At 58.4% G+C, this 13,933-nt stretch carries 11 protein-coding genes; 8 read left to right on the top strand and 3 right to left on the bottom strand.

What is annotated here, in order from left to right; genetic code table 11:
* Nucleotides 1–130 precede the first annotated feature (130 nt).
* Nucleotides 131–760: a UbiX family flavin prenyltransferase gene (locus BLT38_RS06655; RefSeq protein WP_269456837.1), complete on the top strand. Its 630-nt coding sequence runs from the start codon at nucleotides 131–133 to the stop codon at nucleotides 758–760.
* Between the two features lies 1 nt (nucleotide 761).
* Here the strand turns inward: BLT38_RS06655 and BLT38_RS06650 are convergent, their stop codons facing one another.
* Nucleotides 762–1,733, bottom strand: coding sequence for an alpha/beta fold hydrolase (locus BLT38_RS06650; protein WP_083344473.1), 972 nt, complete (start codon nucleotides 1,731–1,733; stop codon nucleotides 762–764).
* Entirely contained in the window at nucleotides 1,730–2,365 is a 636-nt protein-coding gene (locus tag BLT38_RS06645; RefSeq protein WP_419865742.1) for a nitroreductase family protein, read from the bottom strand. The genes BLT38_RS06650 and BLT38_RS06645 overlap by 4 nt, the downstream gene beginning before the upstream one ends.
* A 112-nt stretch (nucleotides 2,366–2,477) precedes the next feature.
* Between BLT38_RS06645 and pdxT the strand changes: the two genes are divergently transcribed.
* The 4 genes from pdxT (at nucleotide 2,478) to BLT38_RS06625 (ending at nucleotide 7,281) form a co-directional block, all read left to right on the top strand.
* Nucleotides 2,478–3,083: a pyridoxal 5'-phosphate synthase glutaminase subunit PdxT gene (gene pdxT / locus BLT38_RS06640; protein ID WP_083344472.1), complete on the top strand. Its 606-nt coding sequence runs from the start codon at nucleotides 2,478–2,480 to the stop codon at nucleotides 3,081–3,083.
* A 79-nt stretch (nucleotides 3,084–3,162) separates the two neighbouring features.
* Nucleotides 3,163–3,942, top strand: coding sequence for a cytochrome c oxidase subunit 3 (locus tag BLT38_RS06635; protein WP_083344471.1), 780 nt, complete (start codon nucleotides 3,163–3,165; stop codon nucleotides 3,940–3,942).
* Nucleotides 3,943–4,185: 243 nt separating this feature from the next.
* Nucleotides 4,186–4,518 carry a PadR family transcriptional regulator gene (locus tag BLT38_RS06630; protein WP_047488051.1) on the top strand — a complete coding sequence of 111 codons (333 nt, stop codon included), beginning with the start codon at nucleotides 4,186–4,188 and terminating at the stop codon, nucleotides 4,516–4,518.
* Between the two features lie 12 nt (nucleotides 4,519–4,530).
* Nucleotides 4,531–7,281, top strand: a complete 2,751-nt coding sequence (locus BLT38_RS06625) for an ABC transporter permease (protein WP_083344470.1) — start codon at nucleotides 4,531–4,533, stop codon at nucleotides 7,279–7,281.
* Between the two features lie 257 nt (nucleotides 7,282–7,538).
* On the opposite strand, the gene BLT38_RS06620 is transcribed toward BLT38_RS06625, so the two are convergent.
* The gene (locus tag BLT38_RS06620) at nucleotides 7,539–8,243 is read right to left on the bottom strand and encodes an alpha/beta hydrolase (protein WP_231966793.1); all 705 of its coding nucleotides are present in this window, start codon (nucleotides 8,241–8,243) and stop codon (nucleotides 7,539–7,541) included.
* 24 nt (nucleotides 8,244–8,267) lie between these two features.
* On the opposite strand from BLT38_RS06620, the gene BLT38_RS06615 reads away from it, so the two are divergent.
* The 3 genes from BLT38_RS06615 (at nucleotide 8,268) to BLT38_RS06605 (ending at nucleotide 13,927) form a co-directional block, all read left to right on the top strand.
* The gene (locus BLT38_RS06615; RefSeq protein ID WP_083344469.1) at nucleotides 8,268–9,296 is read left to right on the top strand and encodes a M20/M25/M40 family metallo-hydrolase; all 1,029 of its coding nucleotides are present in this window, start codon (nucleotides 8,268–8,270) and stop codon (nucleotides 9,294–9,296) included.
* Nucleotides 9,297–9,597: 301 nt separating this feature from the next.
* Entirely contained in the window at nucleotides 9,598–12,513 is a 2,916-nt protein-coding gene (locus tag BLT38_RS06610; protein ID WP_083344468.1) for an ATP-binding protein, read from the top strand.
* Entirely contained in the window at nucleotides 12,506–13,927 is a 1,422-nt protein-coding gene (locus tag BLT38_RS06605) for a sigma-54-dependent transcriptional regulator (protein ID WP_083344467.1), read from the top strand. Before BLT38_RS06610 ends, BLT38_RS06605 begins: the two co-directional genes overlap by 8 nt.
* The last annotated feature ends 6 nt before the right edge of the window (nucleotides 13,928–13,933 follow it).

Raw genomic sequence — 13,933 nt, 5'->3', positions numbered from 1 at the left:
GGGCATCTCCTTCAGGACGTCGGGCTATGGTTTGTGCGGCGGCCTTTGGGGGGCGCGGCCTACTCTTTAAGACGCAATCTGGAACAGCATGTTCCGGTGAAAATTTTGGCTTTCGACGATAATCGAAGGCGTGAGTCCATTTTCTCAAAGCCGCGACCTCACGGGGGCGCGCCTGACAGTTGCTATGACAGGTGCCAGCGGAGCGCTCTTCACCGCGCATCTGCTTCGGCTTCTCAACGCAGACGATCGCGTAGAAACCGTCCACTTCATCGCGTCGGATCACGCGTTGCGGGTTGTTACAGAAGAACTTAACCTCACCGGCGGTCGCGCTTCGCTTCTGGAAACACTCCTTGATGGCCCGCCTTCCAGTAAGTTCACGGTGTTTCGCAATGACGACATCGCCGCCCCGGTTGCCAGCGGCAGTCACCCATCGGACGGCATGATTGTGTTGCCCTGCTCTATGGGAACGCTCGCGTCCATAGCGAACGGTATGGCTGCACGGCTCATCGATCGTGCCGCAGATGTCACCTTGAAGGAACAGCAACCGCTGATTCTCTGCGTTCGCGAAACGCCCTTCAACCGCATCCATCTGCGCAACATGACTCTTGCGGCAGAGGCCGGAGCAGTCATCTACCCCGTAATCCCCGCCATGTATTTTCAGCCGTCGACCCTGGATGACATAGCTCGTCAATTCAGTTGTCGCGTACTAGGCCACATCGGCCTTCCGCAACCCTCCGCCTACCGCTGGAAGGAAGACTAGGCTACTGCGGCGCGTCCACGTAACTGGTAGAACGTGATAGCGGTGGGTCGGCATTCAGGAACTTGATCGTCTCGTCCACCACCGGCGGCGCACACTCGGCTGCCGTCAGATGACCACACTTCCTCACGCCCAGGAATACAGACTGTGGCACCAGATCATGCATGCGCAGTCCCACATCCAGCGGAATCAGGCGATCCTCCGTGCCCCAAACAATCAGCATGGGCATCTTCAGACCACTCAACCGGAAGTCCAGCAACTCCCGCCCATGCAACATGCTGCCAAACGTCTGCTGCACGATGAACTGATTCTCTTGAAAACGCCGGATCATCCCCGGAATCATGATCGAGGGAATCTTCGTACGCCAACGGCTCGGCTCAATCTTGTCCATCAGCGCATCGAAACTGGCACGGTCATGCGGAGAAAATAGCGAAGGCGGAAAGTCCAGAACAAAGTACATTCCCGCCGAGTCATACACCATCAACCGCCGCACCATCTCTGGATGATCCAGCGCCATCTTCATGGCAACCCAGCCACCCATGGACCAACCGCCCAGGTCCACCTGCTCCAGCTTCAACGCCCGCTGAAAATCCGTGGCAATGCGCTCTTCCCCATCCAGCGTGTAATCGCCATCGGCAGGCTTGGGCGAATCGCCATACCCCAACAGATCCGGCGCATAGACGTGGTACCCGCTCTTGGCCAGATCGGGAATCATCTTCGCCCAGTCAGAAGCGCGAGCCCCCAGCCCATGCACCAGCAGCACCGGCTTCTCAGGTCCATTCCCCTCAGGCTTGGCCTCCAGGTAGTGAATCCGGTAGCCATCCACCATCACGTAATGGTGCTGAATCCCCTTACCGCGCAGGTAAATATTCACTGACCGGTCAACCAGCCATAAGGGGTTCCAGTAAATATAGGCGCCCGCCACGGCCACCAACGCCGCAACTCCGAGTAGCGCGATTGTGATGCCGCGCCTCACCGCAGCGGCTTCCCGAACTCTTCCGCAAAGGCCACATGATTCAGATCGAAGCGGCCGCCGTCATACTTATCCGGCCCCTTCAATCTTCCAATCGCCAGCAGCGACACCACCCAGTAACTCAAGGGCAGCCGCAGAGCTTCCTTCACTTCGTTCTGTTCAAAGCCTTCCATGGCAGCCGTGTCATAGCCCATCACTTCGGCGGTCAACTGCATGTAGGCCGCGGCATACGTTACCTGCTTGTTCAGCCAGCCATGCATCTGGTCGGCATTCAAACTCAGAAGATAACTCTCCACGTAACTCTTCAACTGCGAGGCATAGCCTTCGCTCATGCCGCCTTCCAACCCCATGCGAACAATATCGTCCGCATCACGACGCCAGCTATCCACGTCGCCACAGCAGGCAATCACCACGGACGCCTCTTCAACCTTGGCCTGGTTGTAGCAGGCCGCGCGCAGCTTCTTTTTCTGCTCCGGCGACTGCACCACGACAAACCGCCACGGCTGAACGTTATACCCAGAAGGCGCGGCAATCCCCGCCTCCAAAATCGTACGGATATCCTCTGCCGGAATCGGGCTGCCATCGAACGAGGGCGTGCTGCGACGTTCGCGGATGGCATCCGGGAGAGATTTCAAAGACTCACTCACCGCCACAGTGTAACGGCAGTTGGGCAAACCATCCACATCAGGCTTACGACTTCAGCGGCACACCTCACTCCTCAAAAGAAAAATGCAGCTATCATGAACCATGGCCGACAGTTCTACCGCCAATTTCCAGCCAACCATCGGCGTTCTCGCGCTTCAGGGAGCCTTTGACGCGCACGCCCGTATGCTCCAGCAATGTGGCGCAAAAACGGTCCTCATCCGCAAGCCTGAGCAACTGGCAAACATCGACGGCCTCGTGATCCCCGGCGGCGAATCCACCACCTTCCTCAAGGCGCTTGAACGCGGCGGCTTCTTCGACGCGCTCCAGGAATTCGTCCAGTCCAAGCCCACCTTCGGCACCTGCGCCGGCGTGATCCTCATCGCCAAACACGTCACCCACCCCGAGCAGAAGTCCCTCGGCGCGCTCGACGTCACGGTAGAACGCAACGCCTACGGCCGCCAGAACGACTCCCGCATCCTCGAAGCGGAAACCACCCTACCCGGTGGCCCATTCGAAATGGTCTACATCCGCGCGCCGCGCATCACCCAGACTGGCCCCGGCGTCGAAACGCTCGCGGAACGCGACGGCTCCCCCACCCTCGTCCGCCAAGGCCATCTTCTAGCGGCCACGTTCCACCCCGAACTCTCGACCGACAAGCGCGTCCACGAACTCTTCCTCGACTCCGTCCGCGCCGCGCACAACGGATAACCTTGCCACTGTGAGCCACGTCACATGCACGCGGCTCATTTGCGGAGTACTATCAAGGCCATAACGGCGTTGTGCACCCATGCCTACCATCCTCCATCCCGATGAGGTCGTCGAAAAGCTCCCACCCCGGCGCCCGGACGAAGCCGACATCGGCGGAGGACGCCTCCCACCCATCGAGCCCAAACACACCGGTGGTGGTGGCGATGGCGACAACTGGAGCAACAACCCCGTAGGCCGTCGAGGCCCTCGCGAAAAACTCCAGACCTACCGCTTCGCCGTCTTCTCGTTCCTCGCGGGCGACCTCATCTTCTTCATGACGCTCGTGAGCGCGTTCTTCGTCACCAAGCACGCCGCGCACATCGACGCCTACAACCACTACGTCCGCACGTGGATCCCCATCGGCATCCCGTCCATCCTCTGGCTCAACACAGCGGTCCTGATCCTCTCCTCCGTCACCATCGAACTCGCACGCCGCTGCGTCTTCCGCGAGATCGACGTCATGGAAGAATGGCTTGGCCTCGGCAGCCCCACACGCCGCAAAGCGCTCCCCTGGCTCATCGCCACCACGCTCCTCGGCGCAGCCTTCGTATGGGGACAGATCGTCGCATGGCGACAGCTCTTCGCGCAGCACATCCGCTATTCCGCGAACCCGTCATCGCGCTTCTTCTACCTCATCACCGGCATCCACGGCATCCATCTCATCCTCGGCATCTTCATGCTCGTCGCCGCGATCGTCGGCCTGCGCTCTCTGAAGACAATCCAATCCCGCCAGATCATGGTCGACAGCACCTCATGGTACTGGCACGCCATGGGCGTCCTCTGGATCTTCCTCTTCGCCCTGCTCATCTGGGGCCAATAAACACTCCGTAAAACCTGACCAACCCAACAACGCTTAGCAAAGCCACGGCCCACGAACGGCCGAAGCCCTAAGCGCCAAAGGCGCGACCAGATATTAGCCTAGGCCGAAGGCCTAGGTGTAAGTCCGTGCAGGCAAACAAGGGCCAACGGCCTGCTCTATAGCCCCGCCAACGAATCTTCAAACTCTCCCCTTGCACTTCTACAACAACCCCATGTACTCTTCTGTCGAAGTGAAAGGGGAAGCATGGCTGGCGACTACTTAGACCTCCCACAAGGCACACTCGATCTTCTGATCCTGCGCACACTCGCGCTCGGCTCACAACACGGTTGGGCCATCTCGGAACGCGTGCAACAACTCTCCAGCGACGCACTCCGCATCCAGCAAGGTTCGCTCTACCCCGCACTCCATCGCCTCGAGCGCCGCGGCCTCATCAAGGCCAAGTGGCAAACCACTGAGAACAACCGGCGCGCCAAATACTACGAACTCTCCAAGAAGGGCCGCGATCAACTCGAAGTTGAAAAGGAAGCATGGGCAAAGCTCACCGCAGCGGTAGCCCAGGTTCTTGAAGCCGTGTAAGGAGGAGCGCATATGTTCAGCGATCTGATCTTTCGTCTACGAGCCCTGTTTCGCAGGACCACCGTCGAAAACGAACTCGATGAAGAGCTGCGCTTCCACTTCGATCAGCAGGTTGAAAAACACATGCGTTCCGGCATGTCCCAGCAGGAAGCCACCCGCAGAACACGACTTGAATTCGGAGGCATGACCCAGGTGAAAGAAAACTGTCGCGAATCCCGAGGCACCAACCTGCTTGAAACCATCGGTGCCGACATCCTCTTCGCATTTCGACAACTTCGTCGAACGCCTGCATTCACCATCACCGCGCTGTTAACACTCGCTCTCGGCATCGGTGCCAACGCGGCCATCTTCACACTCGTACATGCAGTCCTGCAAAAAGACCTCCCCGTCGCAAATCCCGCATTGCTCGTGCGCCTCGGCGACACCAACGATTGCTGCGTCGGCATGGGCATGAGCGACTCCATGTCGTACTTCTCCACCGATGCCTACGAGCACTTAAAAAAGAACACGCCAGAGTTTGAAGAGCTCGCCGCCATGCAGGCGGGCTTCGGCTATCGTCCCATCGTCGTGCGACGCGAAGGCACACAGGATCCACCGCGCTCGGTCGCAGGTGAATTCGTCTCCGGCAACTACTTCCGTACCTTCGGTCTGCAACCCCATGCAGGACGTCTCTTCACAGAAGCTGACGACAAAGAAGGAGCGCAGCCCACCGCAGTCATCAGTTACGAAGCATGGCAGACACGCTTCCAGGGCGACCCCACTGTCATCGGCAGCACCTTCCGCGTCAACACACGGCCCGTCACCATCATCGGCATCGCGCCTCGTAACTTCTTCGGCGATCGACTCATCCGCAACCCGCCTGAGTATTACCTGCCCATCGAGACCATGCCCGCACTGGCGAATGTGCCTTACGTGCACAATCCGAAGCAGAACTGGCTGTACATGATCGGTCGTGTCAAACCCGGCACGGACCTCGCCCAGTTACAACAGAAAATCACCGCGGAACTTCGCAATGAACTTGTCGCAGTAGGTCGTTTCTCTCCCGACCATGACAAGGCGAAACTCACCAGACTCCACATCACACTTACTCCCGGCGGCGCTGGCATCACCACCATGAAGGAACAGTATGGTGATCATCTAAAACTGCTCATGGCCACCGCAGGTCTGGTACTTCTCATCGCCTGCGCCAACATTGCGAACCTGCTATTGGTGCGAGGCATCGCGCGAACAACAGAAATGTCCGTGCGCACTGCGCTCGGTGCCATGCGTTCACGCATCATCCGCCAGCTACTTACAGAAAGCGTCCTTCTCGCCATCCTTGGCGGCATCGCAGGTCTACTCGTGGCCTATGCAGGAACACGCATGTTGCTAGCGCTCGCATTCCCTGATGCCGCCAGCATTCCTGTCCACGCAACACCGTCGCTTGCAGTCGTAGGCTTTGCCTGTGCGTTGTCACTCGTCACCGGCATTCTCTTCGGCCTCGCACCAGCATGGAACGCATCACGAACCCAACCGGCAGACGCGCTTCGCAGCAGCTCCCGCACCTCCACTTCCGGCGCATCACTCCTGCAAAAGGGATTGGTTGTCTTTCAAATCGCGCTCTCACTCGTGTTGCTCATCGCTGCATGTCTGTTCCTTCAAAGCCTCAAGAAGCTGCAAGGCTCTGACATGAAACTGAACGCGACCAATCGCTACATCATTCACATCAACCCGCAGGCAGCGGGCTACACACAGTTTCAGCTCGATGCGCTGTACCACACCATGGAAGACCGCTTCCATGCATTACCCGGTGTCACAAAAGTCGGCATCGCCTCATACACACCCATGGAAGACAACAACAACGGCTGGGGAATAGAGGCACACGCACATCCTCAGAAGGGAGCGATCTCATCCGTCATTCGCATCAACGGCGACTACTTCGATTCCGTGGGGACTCACGTCCTCATGGGCCGCGGCATCAATGAACGCGATACACCCACCGCGCCTCGCGTTGCGGTCGTAAATCAAACCTTCGTTCGCAAAATATTCCAACCCGGCGAAAACCCCATCGGCCAACACTTCGGATTCCCCGGCGCGGATACCAATAACGCGTGGGAGATCGTCGGCGTTGTGGAAGACACCATCTATCAGAACGTGCGATGGAAGGATCACCTCATGTTCTTCATTCCCACCATGCAGGAACCGGAATCAAGAACCGATCCCATCGACAAGGATGACGCCCTCTACGCCGGCGCTTTGGTTGTCGCCACAGACCATCCTGTCGACGGCATGGAAGCCATCGCGCAGCACACGCTCGCATCCATTAACCCCGACCTCACCGTGGTGCGCTTCGATACGTTCGACCAACAGATCGCCGCAAACTTTACCGAAGAACGCTTGATCTCACGACTGACCATGCTCTTCGGTGGACTCGCACTCCTGCTCGCAGCCATCGGATCGTACGGCGTCACTGCATATTCCGTTGTCCGCCGAAACCAGGAAATCGGTGTCCGCATGGCCCTCGGTGCAAACCGCTCCACCGTCATGCTCATGATCCTGCGTGGCGCAACCATTCAAACCGCGCTCGGCATGCTCATCGGCATCCCGGTGGCACTGCTCTGCGTCCGTTTCGTTCAATCGCAGCTTTATGAGATTGCAGGTCTCGACGCCATCGTCATCACCAGTTCGGTCGTCATCCTCGCCATCGCAGCAGCTATAGCCGCCATCATCCCGGCGCAACGCGCTTCCTCCATCAATCCCATGGACGCCCTAAGAATGGAGTGAACCCGACTGCCTCGGAAAGCTGTCAAGCCCCAAAAACATTCAACCCTAACAAATCAAAAGAAATAGAGTTGGCATGCTATTTCCGCCAAACCACTAAAATAGAACCAGAGAGAAAAGGGCCGCGCGAAAGCGTGGCCCTAACTCCTTTAGAAAGACGATTTTGCCTCTAACCCCAATGGGCAGACGATTTTACAGCCACTGAACTCGTAAACCCAATAGAAAGACGATTTTAGAAAAACAGGGGGGAGGGGGGTACCCTAGAGCCCGAAAAACTTCCGCCCAAGCCAATCCTGCATCGCCAGACGCATCCGATCCAGCTTCGCTTGAGGCGATCCCGGAACACCAGCGAAGAAGTGCTCTGCACCCTCAATCCACTGCATCTCGGTGTCGCCTCCAGCCTCATCGAAGTAGCTCTCCATCACGAGGCGTGGTGCAAACGGATCCTGCGCTCCGGTCAGCAGCAGCTTCGGCTGGTTACAGTGCGCCATGAACTCATACGAGTAACTCCGGCCACCGGCCTGCAACGGCATCCCAAGCCCCACCAGCCCCTTCACCCGGTCATCCCCGCAAGCCGCCCGAAAGCCGATGTTTGCGCCAAACGAAAATCCAGCCAGCAGAATCGGCAAACCGTACTCGTGCTGTAGCCAATCGAGAGCAGCCTTCACATCCGCAATCTCGCCCGGTCCGTTGTCGTGCGTGCCTTCGCTCAACCCGGTTCCACGGAAGTTGAACCGCAGCACCGGAACACCGAAGTGCGAGAACGCCTTCGCCGCGTGATAGACCACCTTCGTATGCATCGTGCCGCCCGAAGGAGGATGCGGATGACACACCACCGCACTGTAAGCGGCATCGGCAGCGCCCACATTCAGCAGCGCCTCAAGTCGTCCCGCGGGTCCGCGTAGAGTCTCAACAGTCTGTATCGTTCCGGCCATCACACCCATGTTAACTGGCCCGAATGCCATTTGGCTGTCGGGTATCCTTAGGCCATGGCAATCGATCCTATTGCGCTGACGCGTCAGCTTGTCGACATCGAGTCGACCACCTATTTTGAGGGAGCGTGCGGACTCTTCCTGCACGAGTACTTGCAGGGCCTTGGCTACGAAGTGGAACGTCAACCGGTGGAACAACCGGGCGTCAACGGAGCCACGGACGAACGCTTCAACCTCTATGCGAAGATGCCCGGCACACAGCCGAAGATCACCCTCTCCACGCACTTCGACACGGTCCCGCCATACTTCCCGTCCTCTGAGGACGACACCTACGTCTACGGCCGCGGCTCCTGCGACGCCAAAGGCATCCTCGCCTCGCAGGTAGCAGGCGCGGAGAAGCTGCACAAGGGCGGCATTCCAGTCGGCCTGCTCTACGTAGTAGGTGAGGAGCGTGACTCCGCCGGCGCCAAGGTAGCCAACCGTGACGGCAAAGGCTCCCGCTTCCTCATCAACGGTGAACCAACATCCAACCGCCTGGCACTCGCCACCAAGGGCGCTCTGCGCGTGGAACTCCGTGCCAGCGGCAAGATGGCCCACTCCGCCTATCCCGAACTAGGCGAGTCCGCCATCGACAAGCTGGTGGATGTCCTCCACGAACTCTCCCGCACCCAACTGCCGGTCGACCCCGAGATCGGTGAGTCCACCCTGAACGTGGGACTCATCAGCGGGGGCCGTGCCCCCAACGTCATCCCCGACGCCGCCGAAGCCCACGTCCTCATCCGCACCATCGGCGACTCCCAGATCGTCAAGGACACAATCACTCGCGTCGTCGGCAACCGCTGTGACGTGAAGTTCGCCCTCGACCTGGCGGCGGTACGTATGAAGCGCCTCCCCGGCTTCGAGACCATGATCGCCAAGTACGCCACGGATATCTCCTCCCTGACCAACTGGGGAGAACCCCTCCTGCTGGGCCCCGGTACCATCCACGTAGCCCACACCCCCGACGAAAAAGTTCTGAAGTCCGAACTCCTCGAAGCAGTAGACAAGTACGCGGAACTCGCAAGCGAGCTTTCGAAGCAGCTCTAGCCGGAACGCTGGCCGCAGAGTTCACGAAGAAGACACGAAGAAGACACGAAGTTCACAGGACAGGTTTCTGTGTGTGCTGTTTGACCTTCGTGAACTCTGTGGTCTATCGCTATCTATGGGATTTGGTAGATGTTTCCGCTGCGAGGGATTCTGATCTGCTCTGGCGCGTATCATGAAGATGACACAGCTACATGATTCCTGCGATGGCAACAGCGTGAACAGCCTTCCGCTGGCCGCTGTGGATTGGCCACCAACTTGCATATACCTTACTAATTAACCTGTACCCGGGATCCTGGAGGAGATGGGCAAGGCGCTTCAAACCCGCGTGACCGCCGTAGTGTTGGCGCTCGTGACGCTGCTGGTCTGTGCCCTTGGCATCGCTAACTTCCTACAGGAAGGCTCCTACGACGCACCGACTGACGGCGTGTGGTGGCTGGAATCCGACGGCGGCCTACACGCCGAGCGCGTCCCCCTGACCTCTCCGGCACACCGTGCCGGTGTACGCGAAGGCGACCTCCTCGTCGCCGCCGATGGGCATAAGACTCTCACCGTCGCCCCGCTGGAACGGGAGATGCACCGCGTCGGAACCTATAGCCGCGTAACGTACTCCCTCGTGCGCGGCAACGCACCGCTAGACGTTCCCGTCATCCTGGAACCCACCGACCACAGCCGCAACCAAGGGCTGCGACTGATCGCCATGGCTTACCTCGCCATCGGCATGTACGTTCTACTGCGACGTTGGACCGCGCCCAAGGCGATGCACTTCTACGTCTTCTGTCTGGTGAGCGGTGTCCTATACAGCTTCCGCTACACGGGTGCTTTCGACACCTTGGACTGGATCTGCTACTGGGGCGCATTGCTGGCTGGCACGCTACAACCTGCCGTGTTCCTTCACTTCGCGGTCTCGTTCGGTGAAAGCGCAATCTCGCTGCGTCGCAAGGCGCTCGTCGTCTTCCTGTATCTTCCAGGCGCATTGATCTTCAGCCTTCAAGTCGTTGCCATTGAACTGTGGTCTGCAACGGAACGTCTGAAGCATCGACTGGATCAGATCGGTGTAGGCTATCTGGCTCTGTACTACGTCATCGCAGCGACTGTCTTCTTCTTCCGCTATCGCGCAGCGGATAAGCCGCTAGAGCGCCAACAGTTGAAGTGGCTCACGCGCGGAACTCTGCTCTCAGTGGTGCCATTCACCGTGCTGTACGCCATTCCGTATCTTGCCGATGCGGATGTGCCGTTGGGCATGGCACGCGCAGCCGGCTTCACCCTAATCTTCCTGCCATTGACCTTTGCATGGGCGATTGTCCGTTACCGACTGATGGATACGGACCTCATCTTCAAGCGTGGTGTGACCTACACGCTGGCAACGGCTGCATTGGTCGGCGTGTATTTCGGCGTCGTTGCTCTGACAGGTGAACTGGTACATACGCGGCTGCCCAACCTGCGGGTCTGGGGATTAATGGCTGGCATCATCGCCACCGCACTTATCTTCGAGCCCATTAAGGCAGCAATTCAGGCGCGCGTAGATCGTCTCTTTGATCGCAAACGCTATGACTATCGCGAGACGCTGATCGAGTTCAGCCGCGGCCTCTCGTCACAAACCGACCTTACAACGTTGTCACGCTCAGTCGTTGAACGTTTGTCTCAGACGCTTTTGGTGTCGCGTGTGGCTGTGTTCGTAGCCGCAGATGATGGTGCCGGACGCACATTCACGCTTGCAGCCTCGCATGGCATGCCAGACAATGTGCTGGCCGATCTCCCCGAAGAACTCTCGCATAACTCCTTCCTGAACTTCGGACTGTTATCGCAAGAACACATCTTCTTCGAGAACCCCCAGCTGTTACCCCATCTGGAACCGGCTGAACAACGCGTGGCTTCCCTGCTAGACCTGAACTACTACCTTCCTTGCCGTGTATTTGGACGCAATGGACACTCCAATCGCCCTATCGCGATCATTGGCCTCGGACGTACACAAGAAGGCGACTTCCTCTCGTCGGAAGACATGGAACTGCTCGCGTCACTCGCGGGTTACATCGGTATTGCCATCCAGAATGCGCAGCTCTTCAATCGTCTCGAGAAGCAGATCAACGAGTTCGAGCGCCTGAAGGAGTTCAATGAGAACATTGTTGAATCTATCAAGGTGGGCATCTTCACGCTCGATCTGCAGAACTGCGTAGAGAGCTGGAACACCGAGATGGAAGTGCTGTACGCACTATCGCGCGCTGAGGTGATCGGGAAGCACGTCTCGGAGATTTTCTCACCAGAGTTCCTTGATACATTCCTTGCGGCTGCGAATGAGCCCGGAACGCACCACTTGTCCAAGGTGAAGCTGGATCTGCAGACCGGTGAAAGCCGCACCGCGAATATCTCCATCGCACCGCTGCTCACACGCGACTTTGTCTCCGTCGGTTCTACGGTGATGATGGAAGACATCACTGATCGCACACGTCTCGAAGGCCAGTTAACGCAGGCTGAGAAGCTGTCTTCTATCGGCCTGTTGGCTGCGGGCGTTGCGCATGAAGTGAACACGCCTCTCGCAGTGATCTCGTCTTATGCGCAGATGCTGCAGAAGCACACGCGCGACGATCAGCGATTGGCTCCTGTGTTGGAGAAGATCACACAGCAGACCTTCCGCGCGAGTGAGATCGTCAATAACCTGCTGAACTTCTCACGTACCAGCTCTACGGTGTTTGCATCACTCGATGTGAACTCGGTCGTACGTGAGACGCTCACTCTGATCGATCACCAGCTACGCACGGCAAAGGTCAACGTAGATATTGACCTGCAGATTCCGCTGGCGAAGATCTATGGAAGTCATGGCAAACTCCAACAGGTGATCCTGAATTTGTTGTTGAATGCGAAGGATGCCATGAATGAAGGTGGTGGTGGCACCATCCGCGTTGCCAGCTTCGACGATGGTCGGAATGTCACCCTTCGTATTGCGGATACCGGTAGTGGCATTGCGCCGGAGCATCTGCACCGTATCTACGACCCGTTCTTCACCACCAAGAACGCGCCTCGGCAGGGCCAGCACAAGGGCACCGGGTTGGGGCTGTCCGTGTCCTACGGCATCGTACAGGAGCATCAGGGGCGGATCCATGTGGATAGCAAGGTCGGTACGGGGACGACGTTTACACTGGAGTTCCCGGTGGAGAACGTCGGCAGTTCCGACGAGACCCCTCTGGACACTACACGGGACACAAGGACAGTGAATGCCTGAGGCAGCAACACTCGATACTAGCAACGCCCTGGGCGCACGCATCCTCATCATCGACGACGAAGCCGGAATCCGCGACTCCCTGGAGACGCTGCTGACCTTTGAGGGCTTCACAGTAGAGATGGCTCCTGAAGGCCAGTCCGGCCTGGAGATGCTCTCCTCCAACGAGTACGATCTGCTGCTGCTGGACCTCTCGATGCCCGGTGAGAGCGGCATCGATCTGCTGCCTCGTATCAAGCGCATGCGGCCGGAGCTTCCGGTGATCATGATCACCGCTTATGGCACGGTCGGGAATGTGGTCGATGCTCTGCGCGCGGGCGCGGATAACTTCGTACAGAAGCCGTGGGATAACGAGAAGCTACTCGCCGACATCCGCACCGCCATTGCCAAGCAACGGTCACTACAGGAAGTCACACAGCTTCGCCGCACGCTCAAGCAGCGCTACTCCTTCGACAACATCGTGGGCAAGTCCGATGTGATGGCGAAGCTGCTGGACACGGTTGCGCAGGTGGCTCCGGCTAAGACCACCGTGTTGATCCAGGGTGAGAGTGGTACGGGCAAGGAGCTGATTGCCAAGGCCATTCACACCGCATCACCACGCCATGACAAGCCGTTCGTGGCCATCAATACTGGCGCGGTTCCAACGGACCTGCTGGAGTCCACGCTCTTTGGCCATGTGAAGGGTGCCTTCACGTCAGCCATCGCTACGAAGAAGGGCCTGTTCGAGGCTGCTGATGGCGGAACCCTGTTCCTGGACGAGATTGGCACCATGCCGCTTGATACGCAGGCGAAGGTGCTGCGTGCGTTGCAGGAGCGCCGCTTCCTTCCTGTGGGTGGAACGACGGAGATCGCCGTTGATGTCCGCATTGTGGCTGCGACGAACGTGAACCTGCAGACAGCAGTGAAGGAAGGACGCTTCCGCGAGGATCTGTTCTATCGCCTGTCTGTCATCAACCTGGATCTGCCGCCGCTGCGTCAGCGTCGTGAAGACATTCCGCTACTGGCAGCGCACTTCCTGAAGCGCTATAGCGACGAGAACGGCTTTGAGTTGCGTACGCTTGCTCCTGATGCTTTGCGCGCCATGATGGATTACGAGTGGCCCGGAAACGTGCGTGAGCTGGAGAACGCGATGGAGCGCGGTGTTGTTCTGTCGTCCACACCAACGGTCACGCTGGAGATTCTTCCGCAGCAGCTGAGTGGAACCGTTTACACCGCTGCTGCTCTGGACACGAAGGCAGATTCCAGTCTCTTCGACATCATGGAAGAGATTGAGCGCCGCATCATTTCGGATCGACTGGAACGTTGCAACTGGAACCAGACGGAAGCCGCGGAGTTCCTGAAGATTCCGCTCAGCACGCTGAACCAGAAGATCAAGCGCCTGAACGTGGAAATCAAGAAACGTAAGGACCGGGAGTAGAGGGGT

The organism is Terriglobus roseus, from assembly GCF_900102185.1.
In the GTDB taxonomy this organism is placed as follows: domain Bacteria; phylum Acidobacteriota; class Terriglobia; order Terriglobales; family Acidobacteriaceae; genus Terriglobus; species Terriglobus roseus_A.
This window is presented reverse-complemented; position numbering and strand designations above follow the sequence as displayed.

What these genes read in the sequence shown, in the direction of transcription:
- pdxT (WP_083344472.1), top strand. Translation starts at nt 2,478, where the DNA reads ATGGCCGACAGTTCTACCGCCAATTTCCAGCCAACCATCGGCGTTCTC.
- BLT38_RS06635 (WP_083344471.1), top strand. Translation starts at nt 3,163, where the DNA reads ATGCCTACCATCCTCCATCCCGATGAGGTCGTCGAAAAGCTCCCACCC.
- BLT38_RS06630 (WP_047488051.1), top strand. Translation starts at nt 4,186, where the DNA reads ATGGCTGGCGACTACTTAGACCTCCCACAAGGCACACTCGATCTTCTG.
- BLT38_RS06625 (WP_083344470.1), top strand. Translation starts at nt 4,531, where the DNA reads ATGTTCAGCGATCTGATCTTTCGTCTACGAGCCCTGTTTCGCAGGACC.
- BLT38_RS06620 (WP_231966793.1), bottom strand. Translation starts at nt 8,243, where the DNA reads ATGGCATTCGGGCCAGTTAACATGGGTGTGATGGCCGGAACGATACAG.
- BLT38_RS06615 (WP_083344469.1), top strand. Translation starts at nt 8,268, where the DNA reads ATGGCAATCGATCCTATTGCGCTGACGCGTCAGCTTGTCGACATCGAG.
- BLT38_RS06610 (WP_083344468.1), top strand. Translation starts at nt 9,598, where the DNA reads ATGGGCAAGGCGCTTCAAACCCGCGTGACCGCCGTAGTGTTGGCGCTC.
- BLT38_RS06605 (WP_083344467.1), top strand. Translation starts at nt 12,506, where the DNA reads ATGCCTGAGGCAGCAACACTCGATACTAGCAACGCCCTGGGCGCACGC.